The sequence below is a fragment of the Corynebacterium occultum genome, from assembly GCF_009734425.1.
In the GTDB taxonomy this organism is placed as follows: domain Bacteria; phylum Actinomycetota; class Actinomycetes; order Mycobacteriales; family Mycobacteriaceae; genus Corynebacterium; species Corynebacterium occultum.
This window is the reverse complement of the sequence record NZ_CP046455.1, coordinates 952,688-969,261: the sequence shown is the minus strand read 5'-3', so window position 1 is coordinate 969,261 and position 16,574 is coordinate 952,688. Positions and strand designations below refer to the sequence as shown.

General features: G+C 62.3%; 13 protein-coding genes. 4 read left to right on the top strand and 9 right to left on the bottom strand.

The window, feature by feature from the left end; all coding sequences use genetic code 11:
* Positions 1-32: 32 nt before the first annotated feature.
* The 3 genes from COCCU_RS04545 to COCCU_RS04535 form a co-directional block, all read right to left on the bottom strand.
* Positions 33-563 (bottom strand): septum formation initiator family protein, encoded by a 531-nt coding sequence (locus tag COCCU_RS04545; protein WP_231598862.1) that lies wholly within the window; start codon positions 561-563, stop codon positions 33-35.
* Between the two features lie 123 nt (positions 564-686).
* Positions 687-1,964, bottom strand: coding sequence for a phosphopyruvate hydratase (eno, locus tag COCCU_RS04540; protein WP_156230429.1), 1,278 nt, complete (start codon positions 1,962-1,964; stop codon positions 687-689).
* Positions 1,965-2,157: 193 nt separating this feature from the next.
* Positions 2,158-2,943: a lytic transglycosylase domain-containing protein gene (locus COCCU_RS04535; protein ID WP_231598861.1), complete on the bottom strand. Its 786-nt coding sequence runs from the start codon at positions 2,941-2,943 to the stop codon at positions 2,158-2,160.
* A gap of 212 nt (positions 2,944-3,155) precedes the next feature.
* Between COCCU_RS04535 and COCCU_RS04530 the strand changes: the two genes are divergently transcribed.
* A complete protein-coding gene (locus COCCU_RS04530; RefSeq protein ID WP_156230428.1) occupies positions 3,156-3,563 on the top strand; it encodes a hypothetical protein in 408 nt (135 codons plus the stop codon).
* Between the two features lie 26 nt (positions 3,564-3,589).
* Here COCCU_RS04530 and COCCU_RS04525 read toward each other — a convergent pair whose 3' ends face one another.
* Positions 3,590-4,249, bottom strand: coding sequence for a MazG nucleotide pyrophosphohydrolase domain-containing protein (locus tag COCCU_RS04525; protein WP_156230427.1), 660 nt, complete (start codon positions 4,247-4,249; stop codon positions 3,590-3,592).
* A 36-nt stretch (positions 4,250-4,285) separates the two neighbouring features.
* On the opposite strand from COCCU_RS04525, the gene COCCU_RS04520 reads away from it, so the two are divergent.
* Both COCCU_RS04520 and COCCU_RS04515 read left to right on the top strand, forming a co-directional pair.
* Positions 4,286-5,794 (top strand): amino acid permease, encoded by a 1,509-nt coding sequence (locus COCCU_RS04520; protein ID WP_156230426.1) that lies wholly within the window; start codon positions 4,286-4,288, stop codon positions 5,792-5,794.
* Positions 5,795-6,131: 337 nt separating this feature from the next.
* Positions 6,132-7,025 (top strand): hypothetical protein, encoded by an 894-nt coding sequence (locus tag COCCU_RS04515; RefSeq protein WP_156230425.1) that lies wholly within the window; start codon positions 6,132-6,134, stop codon positions 7,023-7,025.
* Between the two features lie 363 nt (positions 7,026-7,388).
* On the opposite strand, the gene mfd is transcribed toward COCCU_RS04515, so the two are convergent.
* From mfd to COCCU_RS04490, 5 genes are all read right to left on the bottom strand, one after another.
* Positions 7,389-11,033: a transcription-repair coupling factor gene (gene mfd / locus COCCU_RS04510; RefSeq protein WP_156232574.1), complete on the bottom strand. Its 3,645-nt coding sequence runs from the start codon at positions 11,031-11,033 to the stop codon at positions 7,389-7,391.
* Between the two features lie 26 nt (positions 11,034-11,059).
* Positions 11,060-11,740 (bottom strand): TetR/AcrR family transcriptional regulator, encoded by a 681-nt coding sequence (locus COCCU_RS04505; RefSeq protein WP_156230424.1) that lies wholly within the window; start codon positions 11,738-11,740, stop codon positions 11,060-11,062.
* Positions 11,741-11,957: 217 nt separating this feature from the next.
* Positions 11,958-12,527, bottom strand: a complete 570-nt coding sequence (locus COCCU_RS04500; protein ID WP_156230423.1) for an excalibur calcium-binding domain-containing protein — start codon at positions 12,525-12,527, stop codon at positions 11,958-11,960.
* A gap of 66 nt (positions 12,528-12,593) precedes the next feature.
* Entirely contained in the window at positions 12,594-14,090 is a 1,497-nt protein-coding gene (locus COCCU_RS04495) for a multicopper oxidase family protein (protein WP_156230422.1), read from the bottom strand.
* 10 nt (positions 14,091-14,100) lie between these two features.
* On the bottom strand, positions 14,101-15,108 hold the full coding sequence (locus COCCU_RS04490) for an isopenicillin N synthase family dioxygenase (protein WP_156230421.1): 1,008 nt from the start codon (positions 15,106-15,108) through the stop codon (positions 14,101-14,103).
* Positions 15,109-15,201: 93 nt separating this feature from the next.
* Between COCCU_RS04490 and COCCU_RS04485 the strand changes: the two genes are divergently transcribed.
* A complete protein-coding gene (locus COCCU_RS04485; RefSeq protein ID WP_156230420.1) occupies positions 15,202-16,440 on the top strand; it encodes an MFS transporter in 1,239 nt (412 codons plus the stop codon).
* Positions 16,441-16,574: the final 134 nt, after the last annotated feature.

Below are 16,574 nucleotides of genomic sequence, written 5' to 3'. Positions count from 1 at the left end.
GGCCCCATTATCTCACGAGTGCCCCAAAGGTGTTACTGGACGGGTGCCTCCGGCACATTCTCCGGCAGAGTTTCAGTCCCCGGCTCGATCGGCATACGGGTGTCGATCTCGTTTTCCGCATCTTCCTCGATGAGCATCTCCGGCTCCGAGATCGAGGTCCACAGGATCTCGTACCAGGTGCGTTCCAGATCTTCCGCATCTGAATCACTGGTGACCGAGGAATCCTGGTCCATCCGCGGATCAATGATGCGATAAGCAGTCTCCCCCTGCGCGATCACCCCGAGCCGTTGACGGGCCTGCTCACGTACATAAGCATCGGAGCGGTAGTCCTCGATCTCGCTCTGCAGACGTTCCTTCTCCAGCTGCTTCATCGCGATCGACTCCGTCAGACGGGCGATCTCGGAACGCTGCTGGAAATAGTTGCGCAGCGGCACCGCGATGATCAGCAGCACCACCAGGGCCACGGAAACGAGAATGCCGATCTCGAAGGCGCCGAGCTTCGCCTTCTGCTTCCTGAGCTTCTGCCGGGGAGCCCCAGCTGCCTTACGGCTCGAAACCGGCACTGACCGTTTTTTCGAGCTCCGTGAATCCTTCGCCATAGATTATCGAGTTTAGCCTGAAAGCACTCCACCCCACCCGAGGACTCTCAGGGTGGGGTGGAATTCACAAGGTGGCTTCAGAGACAATTAAGCCTTGAAACGCGGGAAAGCGGAACGACCAGCGTAAACAGCGCCAGTGCCGAGCTCCTGCTCGATGCGCAGCAGCTGGTTGTACTTGGCCACACGCTCGGAACGGGCCGGGGCACCAGTCTTGATCTGGCCACAGTTCAGAGCGACAGCCAGATCGGCGATGATGGTGTCCTCAGTCTCACCGGAACGGTGGGACATCATGGAGGTGTAGCCTGCGCGGTGAGCCATCTCGACAGCGTCGAAGGTCTCGGTCAGGGTACCGATCTGGTTGACCTTGACCAGGATGGAGTTACCGGCCTTCTTCTCGATGCCCTCAGCCAGACGCTTCGGGTTGGTGACGAAGAGGTCATCGCCGACCAGCTGAACCTTGTCGCCGATGGAGGCGGTCAGGGCGACATAACCCTCCCAGTCATCCTCCTGCAGAGGATCCTCGATGGAGACGATCGGGTACTCGCTGACGAGCTCCTCGTAAACCTTGGACATCTCCTCGGCGGTGTGCTCGCCACCCTCGAAGTGGTACTTGCCGTCCTTGAAGAACTCGGAGGAAGCGACGTCCAGGGCTAGGGCGATGTCTTCGCCCGCCTTGTAGCCGGCCTTCTCGATGGCTTCGAGGATCAGGTCCAGGGCTGCGCGGGTGGAATCGACGGAGGGAGCGAAGCCGCCCTCATCGCCCAGACCGGTGGACAGCCCCTTCTCCTTCAGAACCGCCTTCAGGGAGTGGTAGACCTCGGCACCCTGCTGCAGTGCCTCAGCGAAGGTCTCGGCACCGATCGGGGCGATCATGAACTCCTGGACATCCACCCCGGAGTCAGCGTGCGCACCACCGTTGAGGATGTTCATCATCGGAACCGGCAGGGTGTGGGCGTTCGGGCCACCGATGTAGCGGTAGAGCGGCAGGCCGGCGGAATCGGCGGCAGCCTTGGCCACGGCCATGGAGACACCCAGGATGGCGTTGGCACCCAGGCGGGACTTGTTGTCGGTGCCGTCCAGAGCGATCATGGCCTGGTCGATCAGGCGCTGATCATCAGCCTCGAAGCCGGCGAGATCATCAGAGATCTCCTCGTTGACGTTCTCGACAGCCTTCAGGACACCCTTGCCCAGGTAGCGATCCCCACCGTCACGCAGCTCATGAGCCTCGTGGACACCGGTCGACGCGCCGGAGGGCACGCCAGCGGCGCCGTGGGAGCCGTCGTCCAGGAAGACCTCAGCCTCGACGGTCGGGTTGCCACGGGAATCCATGATCTCGCGAGCAAAAACGTGAATGATGTCAGCCACAGTGTTTCTCCTATGCCACTTCAAAATATTGAGCAGGGTGATGAGTCACGCGGAGATACTCCACTTTTGGGTAGCACCTCACGCAGTCACAGCCATTGTGGCATGAAACAGTCCGGATTGTCGGCCATAATGCCCCCATCCGAATGGATCTTCCTCCGATAACTGCCCCCGAGTGTGAGCTAGAACGCTCAGCTCAGACCGCTGGCTGACGCAGCGCATAGGAATTGGCGGCATCCCGGACATTTATCAGGTATTCATCGCTCATATTGTAGGAACGCACCGCCTCGGCCCACCCCTCCGGAGTGGCCAGGTCACGCCCCTCGCAGAGCAGGTTCGCCGCCGAGAGTGCGGCATCATCAATCTGATTGGGGTCCGTGACCCCGTCACCATTGGCATCTCGGCCGTAGCGGGCGAATGACTCCGGGATGAACTGCATCGGGCCGACGGCACGGTCAAATTCGGTGTCCCCGTCCAGCTCGCCCTTATCGGTGTCCCGGATCTCCGCCACACCCGGAGAACCATCAAGCGGAATGCCGATGATCGGCGGATCAACCATGCCCTGCTCATTGAGCTGACTGCCGCCGAAGATCTTGCCGGAGTAGGTGCCGTGACGCGTCTCGACGTAGCCGATACCAGCCAGGGTGGTCCAGTTCAGGTTGCACTCCGGCCAGGAATCCGCCGCAATCAGCGTGGCATTGCCATAAGCGCGCAGTGCCTGCGCCGGAATGCCAGTGTCCGCTGCGATCGGTTCCGACCAGAAGGCCAATTTGTCCGAGGTACGTCCGGGAGTCTGGACGTCGATAATCGGAACCGCCTCCCCTGCCAGCGGTGGCACATCAGCCGGAATGGGGGCGAGCTGGCGAACCGGACGGGCCCCTTCAACGAAGGAAAGTGCCCACCCGACGAAGGCGATGACCATGATGACGGCGAGAACCGAACCGCAACCGCAGCCCATTGCCTTTCTAAACCCAGAACCCATGGGCACCGATCTTAGCGGCACCCCCGCCAGTACCCGCATCCGGAGAGAAGGCTCTCAGGCTCTCAAAAGGCAGGCGCTAAACACCAGCCCTGAGAGCAAGAAAAGGCTGAGAGACTCTTATTTCCCCCCCACTGGCCCACATCCGACACAGAAGTATCCTAAAGTTTTATCCTGTATTCCAGATCACCATTGATTCTTTAAGGGAGAACATCATGAAGCTTCGTCGCATTGGCATCACCGCTGCCGCATCCGCCATCGCCCTCGGCGCCATTGTTGCCCCGAATGCAGCCGCACAGGATGGCAACGTCCTAGACAACATCCTGGCCAACCTGTCCTGCGAGCAGGTCGACACCGGCATTAAGACGGTCGGGGCCTACGAGTCTGACCACGCCACCGCCACCACCACCCGCAACGAACTGGCCACCAACATCCGCGAACTCAACCAGGACGCGCTGGGCACCCTCCTCGGCGGCGTCCCCTTCGTCGGCCTGTTCCAGGCTCAGATCGCAAACTCCGTCGCCGATAAGGCACTGGGCTGCGATCTGGTCATCCAGGACCCGGCTCTGGGATCCTCCGATTTCGCAGGCATCCTTGACAGCCTGTCCTCCCGCGCACTCTAAATAGAGTCTGCCCGAAGCCCGATCCGCTACTGCGGGTCGGGTTTTTCGCTTATCCCCGCCTGCGGCAACTCCATTTCGCGACGCTTCCCTGCCGCCCAGGCCTCATCCTGCTCTTCCCGGGACACCGGCCCTACGCTCCCGTCGAAGAAATAGGGCGATCGGGAGCGCATCTTGGTCACGAAACTGGCGGCCACATCACTGAAGTTGAAGGCACCGCGGCGGGCGGCTATCTCAGCGTGGAAGAGGACCTGGAGAAGGACATCTCCAAGCTCACGGAGCAGTTCTTCCTCCCCCACCTGGCCGGCCTCCCACTGCCCGATGGCCTCCACGAACTCATCACTCTCCTCCCGGAGGTAGGGAATCAGAGAGCGATGCGTCTGGGAGGACTCCCATTCTCCTCTGGAACAGGCCTGCTCCATCACCGAGACAGCCTCCCCCACCGGGTCCGCCAGGCTGGGGGCACGAAAACATAGTTCCCCCCTCTCCAAACGGGCCTGAACCTCCGCAGAGCGTGGGTTGGTGCTGACCAGCACATCCTGGCCCTCCCCCTCACGCACCAGATCCCCGAGGTGCCAGCGCACCGGAATTGGGACCTCCTCGGTGTAGCTGAGCAGGCCGGAAAGCGCGGCAAGGGCATCGACCGGGATCATCGTTGGCCAGCGGGCGTCGAGAAGCAGAACAGTCATGTCCTACATCTTAGAGCGCTTAGGCCCGATAATTTCATGGGTGAGCACCCATCGTTTATTATTGCAACGGTGAATAGCACATCCTCCTCCACCAAGGTCTCGATGTGGACCCTGGTCGCCCTGATCCTGGGTTCGACCATCGGCGCCGGAATTTTCGCGCTCCCCCAGAACATGGGTTCCGTCTCCGCGCCCGGCGCCATGCTGATCGGCTGGGTCATCGCCGGCATCGGCATGCTTTCCGTGGCCTTCGTCTTCCAGATACTCGCCCAAAGAAAACCGCACCTGGATTCAGGTGTCTACTCCTACGTCCGCGCCGGTCTCGGTGATTACATCGGCTTCACCTCAGCCTGGGGGTACTGGCTCGGCTCAGTGATCGCCCAGGTCGGTTACGCCACCCTCTTCTTCTCCACCCTCGGCTACTACATCCCCTTCTTCTCCGCCGAGAACCGGCTGGTGTCAGCAGTCGCGGTTTCCCTGTTGACCTGGCTGATTTTTGCCGTGCTGGCCCGGGGCGTGAAGCAGGCGGCCTTCCTGACCACGATTACGACCATCGCTAAGCTCCTGCCGCTCCTGGCCTTTATTGTGCTGGTGGCTTTCCTGGGCTTTTCCTGGGATAAATTCACCTTCGACTTCTGGGGTTCTTCTGGTTCCGTCGGATCTGTTTTTGAGCAGCTCAAGGGCACCATGCTCTTCACCGTCTGGGTGTTCATCGGAATTGAGGGTGCCAGCGTCTACTCCAAGCAGGCCCGCACCCGTCGTGATGTCGGTCGGGCCACCGTGATTGGTTTTCTGACGGTGCTGGTGCTCCTGGTGACCATCGCAACCCTGTCTTATGGTGTGCTCACCCAGTCAGAATTGGCTGCGCTGGGAGATAACTCCATGGCTGCAGTACTGGAAGCAGTGGTTGGCCCCTGGGGTGGCGCGCTGATCTCGCTGGGACTGTGTCTCTCCGTGTTGGGCGCCTACGTTTCCTGGCAGATGCTGTGTGCTGAGCCGATCGCCCTGATGGCTTTTGATGGGCTGCTGCCACGCAAGGTCGGTGCTGTGAATGCAGCTGGCGCCCCCTGGATGGCACAGCTGATCTCCACCATCGTCATCCAGGCCACGGTCATCCTCTTCTTCCTCAATGAAACGGCCTACACCTCCATGGTGCAGCTGGCCACCGTGCTCTACCTGGTCCCCTACTTCTTCTCCGCCCTCTATCTGGTGCTGCTGGCAGTCCGGGGCCGTGGGGTGAGCCACCCGCATGCTGGCAAACGTTTTGATGACTCCGGGCCGGAAGTTGCGCCCCGGGACAATCGGAAACACCTGCTTGTGGGCCTGGTGGCCGTGGTGTATTCACTCTGGCTCTTCTACGCTGCGGAACCCCAATACGTGCTCTTCGGAGCGATGGCCGTGGTGCCGGGTCTGATTCCCTATGTGCTGACCCGGGTTCAGGCTAATGAGCGGGTATTCAACGCCTTTGAATGGTGTGTTGTCGTAGTGATCGTGGTTGCTGCGGCTGCTGGCACGTGGGGGCTACTGAGTGGGGCGCTATCGCTCTAGCTCGGTCCGGGGTTCGGGGTGGGTGCTGTTTGAGTTCTTCGGTTTGGTAGCTAGTTGGACCACGCTTGTACGGCCAACACAATTTCTCCCCGGAGTGATTACTCGCATTAGCGTGGTCCAATTAGCTACACCTCCACGAAAACCCCCTCACTCCCCCCAATCCCCCAAAAACCACGATTTTCCGCCCACCCTGTGGATAAGTCCCCAGATCAGCCACTTATCCACAGCACCTGGATCAAGGCCCGGCGCCGGAATTCCGGGTTCGCCACACTGCTGAGATATGTATCGGGGAAATACTATTCAGGTGGATGGATCAGAGTTCATCAACCTTCGGTCAATGAATGTGGCGGAGCATGCTGACTGGGTGAGGAATCATTCTCGGTTCCATCTTCAACTGACTTCAGCCCTGGCGATCAACGCGGCAACCTGGAATGCACTGCCAGCGTGGGAACAAGCCAGGGTGCAGGCCCTGGCAGTCGGAAGAAGTGTTCATCGGGCAGTGGTCGTGGGGCACGCTGCCGCAAGAATCCGGCGGTTACCTCTCCTGCCTTCATCAGGGCCGGTCGAGCTGTGCGCAATCGGAAAAACACTTCCCCCGAGTAAATCCCAGTGGCCCACCAATGTGATCTACCGAAATTGGCATCTCCCACCAAAGAATGTGGTGACCTGGCAGGGGCTGCGCCTGACCACCAAGGAACGCACCCTCTTCGATGTGGTGCGGACCAGCGACCTCGCTCAGGGGCTCACCACCCTGGATGCGGAACTACGCACAAACCGGGAATCAAAATCGAGCCTGGAGCGCAAATTCAGGGCATTTGGCCGCGCCCACGGCACTAGCCGGGTCTGGCGGGCCCTTCAGCATTCTAATCCGCTCGCTGAAAGTCCCCTGGAGTCCAGGGCACGAGCTCAACTCATTGAATCCGGTCTCGCTAATACGCACCAGATGGAGTTACAGGCGCCGGTGGAGACGACCTACAAGACTTACCGCCTAGACATGCTCATCGATGAGTGGCTGGGGATCGAAATTGATGGTTCAGTCAAGTATCAGAATAAGACTGAGCAGGTAATCAGAGCCGAGCGCCTCCGTGAGAAACAGATCCAGAACACCGGTATCAGGCTGCTTCGCTTCTCCGCTGCGGATCTGAACGGTGAATCCTTCATCGCGACAATCAGAAGAACTCTGGCCCAGCCAACCCAGCCAACCCAGCCACCAGATTCCCGGGCAGCCTGAGGGTCACTGGCGCCAGAATCCTCGCCTTATCAGTCCCGGATGGAAACTCTCTGAACTGTTTCGGGCTTCCCGTCTTCCGCAGGAGTCACAGTCTGAACCACCTGCTCGGGTGAGGCTTCTGCTTCGGCTGCCGGATCTGTCTTGATCTTCGTCTTCGGACTCCCCTCCAGCAGCCAGACAACCGAAGATGATGCCCCAGAAAGGTGCATGGCAGCAAGTGTGGCAGAGGACACTCCCCGGCGCACCCTTTCCTCCGTCACTCCCCTGCCAAGCGGATTTCCGCAGTTCAAACCCACCCCCTGGAGTTCGCATTACGTACACCGGTACCCCCGCCGAATAGCTGAACCCCAGGAAAGCAGCCCACTATTCCGAGGCGGACACCACGCTCGACTTCTTCTTCCCCGAAGCACCCACTCCCACATTGATGTCAACCTCATCCAGGTCGAACATCCGGGAGAGGAAGTCCGCCATCCACTGCAGCAGTTCCACATCGCGCAGCTTCGGGTCGGTGATGTTGCGGCCCGACTTCGGGAAGGGCAGCTGGATTGCCTTGGCGGCGGCCCGGTAGTTGGAGCCAGGGAAAAGACGGCGCAAGCGGACCTGCTTGGAGTCCGGCAGATCCACGGGGTGCACCTTGATGCGGGTGCCCTGGACTCCGATATCAGTGATCCCGGCGCGTCGAGCCTGGTGTCTCAACCTCGCCACCGCCAATAGTCGGGAAACTTCCTCGGGGATGGGTCCGTAGCGGTCCTCCATTTCCTCGATGATCAACTGGAGGTCAGTGCTGGAGGCGGAAGCTGCCAGTTTGCGGTAGACCTCCAGGCGTAGTCTTTCGGAGTTGATGTAGGACTCGGGGATGTGGGCGTCGACGGGGAGGTCGATGCGGATTTCCTTCGGCCCCTGGTCGGTGGCGTCCATGACCTGGCCGGTGGCCAGTGCGCGGTAGGTGTCCACGGCTTCGCCGACGAGCCGGATGTAGAGGTCGAAGCCGACGCCGGCGATGTGGCCGGATTGTTCAGCACCGAGAACATTGCCGGCGCCGCGCATTTCGAGGTCCTTCATTGCCACGGCCATGCCGGCACCGAGGTCGTTGTTCTGCGCGATCGTCGCCAAGCGGTCGTAGGAGGACTCGGTCAGGATCGCACCCTTGGGGTAGAGGAAGTAGGCGTAACCGCGTTCCCGGGATCGGCCGACGCGCCCCCGCAGCTGGTGCAGCTGGGACAGGCCCATGTGGTGGGCGTTTTCCACGATGAGGGTGTTCGCGTTGGCGATGTCCAGACCGGTTTCCACGATGGTGGTGCAGACGAGGACATCATATTCGCGGTCCCAGAAACCCTGGACGGTCTGTTCCAACAGTTCCTCGCTCATCTGGCCGTGGGCGACGACGATGCGTGCCTCGGGCACGAGTTCGCGTAGCTCGCGGGCCTTCTTCTCGATGTCGGAGACCTTGTTGTGGACGAAGAAAACCTGGCCGTCGCGAAGCAGTTCTCGGCGGATGGCGGCAGCGACCTGCTTCTCCTCCTGGGTGCCGACATAGGTCAGCACGGGGTGACGGTCCTCCGGCGGGGTGAGGATGGTGGTCATCTCCCGGATGCCGGCCATCGACATCTCCAGGGTGCGGGGGATCGGGGTGGCGGACATGGTGAGCACGTCGACGTGGCTGCGCAGCGCCTTGATGTGTTCCTTGTGCTCCACGCCGAAACGCTGCTCCTCATCCACGACGATCAGGCCGAGGTTCTTCCAGTGCACACCGGTGGCCAGCAGACGGTGGGTTCCCACCACGATGTCGACGGCACCATCGGCCAATCCCTTGAGAACCTCCTTGGAGTCCGCGGCAGAGGTGAAGCGGGAAAGCCCCCGGATGGTGACCGGAAAACCCTCCATACGCTGTTCAAAGGTGGACAGGTGTTGCTGGGCGAGGAGCGTGGTGGGCACCAGCACGGCGACCTGCCTGCCATCCTGCACCGCCTTGAAGGCCGCACGCACCGCCACCTCGGTCTTGCCGTAACCCACATCGCCGACAATGACGCGGTCCATGGGAACTGCTTTCTCCATGTCCTCCTTGACCGCCTCGATGGCGTTCATCTGGTCCTCGGTTTCGACGAAGGGGAAGTTGTCCTCCATCTCCCGCTGCCAGGGGGTGTCCGGGGCGAAGGGGTGCCCCGGTGAGGCCTGGCGTTTAGCGTAGAGCTGCACCAGTTCCCCGGCGATCTCGCGGACCGCGGCCCGGGCCTTCTTCTTGGTGTTCTTCCAGTCCGAGCCACCCATCTTGGACAGGGTCGGTGATTCCCCACCGGAGTACTTGGACAACAGGTCCAGGGATTCCATGGGAACCCAGAGCTGGTCGGCGGGCTGTCCGCGTTTGGCGGGGGCGTATTCCAGGACGATGTATTCGCGCCGGGATTTATCGTCGCCGGTGGTGATGGTTCTTTCTGCCATCTTGAGGAAGCGGCCGATGCCGTGGGTTTCGTGCACCACGAAGTCGCCGGTTTTCAGGGCGAGGGGGTCGACCTTGTTGCGGCGGCGGGCGGGGCGTCGTTTAGCACCGGCGATGTCCCCGACGCGGTTGCCGGTGAGGTCGGTTTCGGTGATCACGACCAGGGGCAGGGCGTCGGCGTCGCGGTGCTTGCGGACCTTGGGGAAAACCAGTCCGGCGTGGCTGAGCGCCCGGTAGAGGGTGACTTCACCGGGGGTGGGTTCCCAGCCGGGGGTTGCCACCTTGGTGGGGATGCCCTTCTCGGCGAAGCGTTCCACCATGCGCTTAATGGCGCCTTCGGCGGGTGCGATGAAGGCGGCGCGGCCCCCGATCCTGGTGTGGGCGAGCAGGAGTGCCATCATTTCCTCGATGGCGGTGGCGTCGCCACGCGGGGTGGGGCCGGGTTCATATTCCAGGGGCAGGGTGTCTGCCTCATCGGCCTGGAACATGCCGGGCGGGGCGAAGGTCCACCACGCGATCTTGTTCTTCTCCGCGGTGACCTGCAGGGATTCATAGGAGCGGTAGGAGGAGGCGGAAAGGTCCAGGCCCTCGGCGGCCACCGGTCCGCTGGCTCCCATCGCGGCGGCCTCCCATCCGGCGGCGAGGAACTCCGCGTCGGTGGCCGCCAGGTCGGTGATGCGGGTGCGGATCTTCTCCGGTGCGACCAACAGCACATGGGTGCCCTGGGGCATCAGCTCAGACAAGGTCACCATGGGGGTGTCGACGAGTGCGGGGATCAGTGCCTCCATCCCCTCCGCCGGAGTCTGCTCGGAGATGCGGGTCAGCAGCTCCACGAGGGTGGGGTTGCCGGGATGGGCCACCAGCAGCTCGGCGGCGCGCTTTGCGACGCCCTCGGTGATGGGTAGTTCGCGTGCCGGATAGATCTCCACCTCCCCGACCGCCACATCGGGCAGGGTGCGCTGGTCGGCGACGGAGAACTGCCGGATCTCGGTGATCTCATCACCCCAGAACTCCACCCGCACGGGATAGTTGTAGGTGGTGGGGAAGATATCGAGGATGCCACCACGGGTGGCGAACTCCCCACGCTTGGCCACCATGTCCACCGGGCTGTAGGCCCGGAACACCAGCTGACGGACCAGCTCCTCAAAGTCATGCTCCGTCTCTTCGCGGAGCACGACAGGTGCCCGGCCGGGGGTGTCCCCAAGGAGCGGCTGGCAGAAGCCACGCGCCGCGGTGACCACCACCTTCAGTTCAGCCAGATGGTGCAGGACGTGGGCGCGCTGGCCGACACTGTCCACACCGGGGCTCATCCGCTCATGGGGCAGGGTCTCCCAGGAGGGGAACCAGGCGACCTTGTCCCCCAGGATCGCCTTGAGCTCGGCGGTCAGATCCTCGGCTTCACGACCGGTGGCGGTGACCAGCAGCACCGGGGCACGCTGTGCCAGGGCGGCGATGGCCCAGGGGCGTGCCTGGTCGATGCCGGTCAGGTGCAGTGACTTCTCACCGACATGGTTGAGCATGCCCCTGATCTTGGGATCGGTGGCCGCAACCTTGGCCAGACCGGCGAGCATGGGTGTTTCGGTGCTGCCCTGGGGGCTCACGCGTTCTCCTCGATATTTTCTGCAGACATGTTTTCAGCTTCGGCACGTTCCGCTTCCGCGAGTTCCGCCAGGACCTCATCGGAGAGGGTCGGCTGGCCCAGCATCCCCGCCAGGCCGTTCCAGCAGAGGTTGACGATATGCGCCGCAACCTCCTCCTTCGGGGGTTGACGCTCATCAAGCCACCACTGGGCGGTGGTGGAGACCATGCCCACCAGGGCCTGGCCGTAGAGCACCGCAACCTCCTCCTGCAGTCCCTGCCGCTGGAAGGAATGGCCCAGTATATGGGAGACCTGCCCGACTGCGGTGTTGAGCAGTGTGGAGTAACTGCGGTCCTTGCCGGGGGTCATATCACGCACCAGGATCTGGAAACCATCGGTCTCTTTCTCCACATAGGTCAGCAGGGCCAGCACGGCACGTTCGATCCGCACCTTGGAGCGACCCTTTTGCAGAGCTTCGGTGATCAGATTCTCAAGGCGGATCATCTCCCGGTCGACCACCACCGCATAGAGCCCCTCCTTGCCACCGAAGTGTTCATAGAGCACCGGTTTGGAGACATTTGCCCGGGCCGCAACCTCCTCAACACTGGTGCCTTCAAAGCCACGTTCGGCGAAGACACTTCTGCCGATCGAAATGAGCTGTTCCCGGCGTTCCTTGCCGGTCATCCGCTGACGAACCATGACTGCCAGCCTATCGCTTCCTCAATTGACTGACACACCAGGTGATCGGGTAAGGTGTGTTCTTGTCGTTCCCCATGGTGTAATGGCAACACTACGGTTTTTGGTACCGTCATTCCAGGTTCGAGTCCTGGTGGGGAAGCACAGCAGAATGAAAAGACCGCACCACCCTCCTTAATTGAGGGTGGTGCGGTCTTTTGTTCCTGAGTAGAAGCCGGCTCTAGCGGGGATCCCGCTCGCAGCCCACACCATCACCGTCACGGTCATGGGCGGAGCGGTAACCCGGGTCATTCTTGCGGATGGGCCCCCCGATCGCATTCCAAACTGCCGCGCAGTTCTGGTAGTACACCTGAGTGGAAGGCTTCGGCGCAGGAGCAGGCGCAGGCGCAGGCGCCGGAGCAGGCGCAGGCGCAGGAGCAGGCGCAGGCGCCGGAGCAGACTTCGGTGCGGGTCCGGGAATGATGCCCGGCAGCGGGTTGGGAATCAGGCGCTGCTGCACCGCCCAGGTGACACCGGCTCCAGCCAGTCCGACCACAGCTGCCAGCACGACCGCGCCACCGATAAGCTCCCCGGCCTCGCCCTCGGAGGAACCTCCGGAAGACAGGGAGCTGAACAGCTGCGTCTCAGAATCTTCTGACTCAGTGGATTCGGATTCGCTGGAGAGCTCCGCACTGAGGGAGGTCTCTGCGGTGTTCTCCGGCTCCAACTCAGTGGTCTGAGCTGCAGCGGGAACAATGGTGGAGAAGGTGACGGAAGCGGCCACACCAAGGGCCAACAAGGTTTTACGCATGAGGAAATATTAATCATTTGCTGATAAATATCCATTTCTCTCACATGGGACCCACCCCCTGGGGTATCAGTGCGCGGTGTGCCCGTAGACCTCCCCCAGGTCGACTTCCTGCCCCGGTTCGAGCATGACGAATTGGCCCATCATCCCCTGATCCTCATGGAAGAGCATGTGGCAGTGGTACATGTAGGCCCAGCCAGGGTCCGGATAGGGGCCGAAACTGACAGCCAGGCGCACGCTCGCCCCAGGCGGCAGAGCGACGGTGTCTTTCGGCCCCTGGGTCCAGATCGGGGCCTGGGTTCCCTCCACTGAAAGCACGTGGAAGAAAGCGTTGTGGATATGGAAGTTGTGGATCCAGTCCGAGTTCTCATTGCTCACGGTCCAGATCTCGGGGCGGTCATGATCAATGATGAGATCCACCCTGGTCATGTCCATGGTTTCACCGTTGATTTCAAAGGTGTTGAGACGAAACTCCCGCTCCACTGCACCTTCCGTATCAAGGTCAATCGCCGGGATCAGGGTGGCCGGAAGGGCCGCCGGAGCTGGTGATGACTCGGCGGGTCCGCGAAGCTGGAGCAGTTCGAAGTGGTCCCCCAGGCCGAAGTCAAGGGAGAACTCATCCTCCGGGACCTCCAGGTTCTCGGGAAATTCCGCTGCTTCCAGCATCACCTCCTCCCCCACGTCCAGATCAACCAGGATCTCGGCGCGTTCACCGGGACTGAGGTAGATATTCTCCACCTCCACCGGTTCCGGCAGGAGCCCGGAGTCGGCGGCGATGACCTGGAAGGGGCGGCCATCGGAGAAACGCAGGTTGAAAAAGCGCATGGTGGAGGCATCGAGAAGGCGAAGCCGCAGCCTGGGGGTGCTGGCGGTGAAGGTGGCGTTGGTGATGCCGTTGACGGTGGGCACCTCTCCCCTGAGTCCGAGGTCCGGATCCTCGATCTCATTGAGACTGCCGTCCTCGTTGAAATTGTGGTCCATCAGGACCACCGGGATGTCATCCACCCCGTAATCCTGGGGGATCTTCAGGGCCGTCGACTCCGGGTCAGTGATGTAGAGCAGTCCGGCCAGTCCCCGGTAGGCGTGCAATCCGGTCAGGCCATGGGGGTGTGGGTGGTACCAGAGGGTGGCGGCGGGTTGATCCACCGTCCAGGTGGGGGTCCAGGTTTCCCCGGGCTCGATGGGCTGGTGTGGGCCGCCATCCATTTCGGCGGGCAGTTTCATGCCGTGCCAGTGGATGGTGGTCATCTCCCCGAGTCCGTTGTGAACCTCCATCTGTACTTCTTCCCCGCGCGGCAGCAGCAGGGTGGGCCCCAGGTGGTTGCCGTTGAAGCCCCAGGCGGGGGTGTCCTCATCCGGAAGGATGCGGGCGTTGATCTCCCCGGCATCGAGCCGGAAGGTACGGCGGCCGTCGATAAGCTCCCCTTCGGCCAGGGGTGGAACGGGAAGTGGGCGGCGCTCCCCGGAGTAGCCCCGCGGGGTGGGTGCGCAGGCCGCCAGCACTGCCCCGGAGAGCAGGACCACGACACCACGGAAGAAGGCTCGACGACTGAACTGGGGGCTCATGCCCCTGAGTTTAAGCCGGGATGAGAGCCGCGTGATAGCGCGCCGTGATCTCCGGGTGGGCACGTAGGCGGGACTTGAGGACATTGATCCCGGTGATGCCGCTGATCTCCTGGCCCGCCATATCTCGCCCCACCCCGGTAGCGGCAGCGGCCAGCTCCGCCGGCAGTTTCACCCTGGGGAAGACCCCATCCAGGCTGCTGGTGAAGAAATAGGGCAGGGAATAACGTTCGGTTCCCGGTTCCGGGGGCAGCACGCGGTGCGGGGTGGCCACCAGATAACCATCCGTCGCGACCTCCAGCAGCTCCCCGATATTGACCACGAAGAGACCGGGGATTGCCGCCACGTCGATCCACTCCCCTGCACGCTCGACCTGAAGGCCTACGGAACCAGGTTCGGGCAGCAGCAGGGTGAGCACCCCGGAGTCCTTGTGAGCTCCCACACCCTGGTCGGAACCGGAACCGTCATGGCCGGGGTAGCGGGCGATTTTCATCAGCGGAAAAGGTTCCTGGGAGACCTGCTCGAAGAAGTCCGCCGACTGTCCCAGAGACTGGGCCCAGGCGGCTAGCAACTGACGGGACACCTGAGTGTTCAACTCCAGCCACTTCTCCACCAGACCGCGTAGTTCCGGGACGGATTCCGGCCAGAGATTCGGGCCCTCCAGCACCTGCCAGGGGCGGTTTTGGAGGTCATCAGCACGGGCGGGAAGCTCCAGGGCGAAGTCGATCTGCTCCCGCCAGTCCACCTTGCCCTGGGTCAGTTCATCGCCGATGTGGGCGTAACCGCGGTAGTGCGGGGAGTGGATATTCGAGATCTCCCGTTTCACTTCATCCGGTTGAGCGAAGAAGCGGCGGGTGGCGGCGAAGAGGTCGGTGGCGAGGCCCTCGGGGATGCCGTGGTCGGCGAGGTAGAAGAATCCCACCTCGTGAGTCACCTGGCGCAAGCGGGCGATCTCGGACTCGCGTCCGGGGCCGTCGATAAGCTTCTGCAGGGAGATGACAGGTAGTGCTGCATCGCTCATGGGGAGCCTCCTTAAACTGGTTCGCCCACATAATTTAGACCAAGTGGTCTAGAATTTCGCTGTATAAATTCATCGAGGAGCAAAGGCGCGAAGTTGGAGACGACGGAGAAATATCCGGATGAGGATCACAATGCGCGCCGATTCATCTGGTCCAATGGGCTGCAGAATATCGGTGATCAGATCGTGGCCGCCAAAACTGTGCTGCCCTGGCTACTGCAGTCGGCCGGCGCCCCGGGTTTCTTCATCGCCCTGCTGGTGCCGATCCGTGAAGCTGGTTCCATGCTCCCCCAGGCGGCCCTGACCCCCTGGGTGACCGGCAATGCGGACCGCCGCGCACTCTGGATGTGGGGTTCGGTGGGTCAGGGGGTGGCAGCAGCCTTGATCGGGGTGGTGGCACTGACCATGGAGGGCTGGCCCCTCGGTCTGGCGGTGATCCTGCTGTTGGCGGTCCTCGCGGTGTTCCGCGCGCTCTGTTCGATCACCTCCAAGGATGTGCAGGGCCGGACCATCCACAAGGGTGGGCGTGGTGAGATCACCGGGCGCGCCACCGCCCTAGGTGGTGCGGTGACCCTGGCGGTGGGACTGGGACTGCTGGTGTTGCCTGGTGCGGTCCCCACCGGTCTGATCGCCGCACTGATCTTCGCCTCCGCTCTGGCCTGGATCATTGCGGCCCTGGTGTTCCGGGGCATCCTCGAACCGGAGCACGACGCAGACAAAGCCGGGGAGCGGGACCGGAACTGGTTGTGGGACTGCATTGAGCTGCTGCGCGGCGACCGTGTTTTCCGGAGTTTCGTCATCGTGCGCTCCCTGATGTTGGTCAGCGCCCTGTCCACCACCTTCATCGTCACCCTCTCCCAGGAAGTGGGTGAGAACCTCAGCGGCCTGGGCGCCTTCCTCATCGCCTCCGGGTTGGCCGCCCTGCTCGGCGGCCGGATCTCCGGGATCTGGTCGGATGTCTCCGCCAAGAAGGTGATGAGCTTCGGTTCCGCGGCCGCCGCCCTGGTGCTGCTGGCACTGGTGGCCGGGGCCCGCTGGCTTCCGGTGGGGGTCAACGCCTGGTTACTGCCTCTGGGATTCTTCGCGGTGAATCTGGCCCACACCGCCATTCGGGTGGCCCGGAAAACCTATGTGGTGGACCTGGCGGAGGGTGATCAACGTACCCGTTATGTCAGTGCCGCGAACTCCCTGATGGGCCTGATCCTGCTCGGGGTGGGAGCTGTCTCCGGGGTGGTCGCCCAGGCCGGATCTTCCGCTGCCCTGCTCTTCCTCGCGGCGGTGGGACTGGTGGGAACCCTGGCCGCGGGCCGGATGAAGGATGTCTCGGTGGGCTGAGACCGCTTATCGACGCCCCTCCTCCCCCACCGTGTCTACACCTGGGGCACCACGCCGCAGGTGGAAGCAAAGCAGCCCACGGAATCCGCCCTGACAGTTATGCTGTATCGGTACCTGTCCGGGGTGGCTTAGTC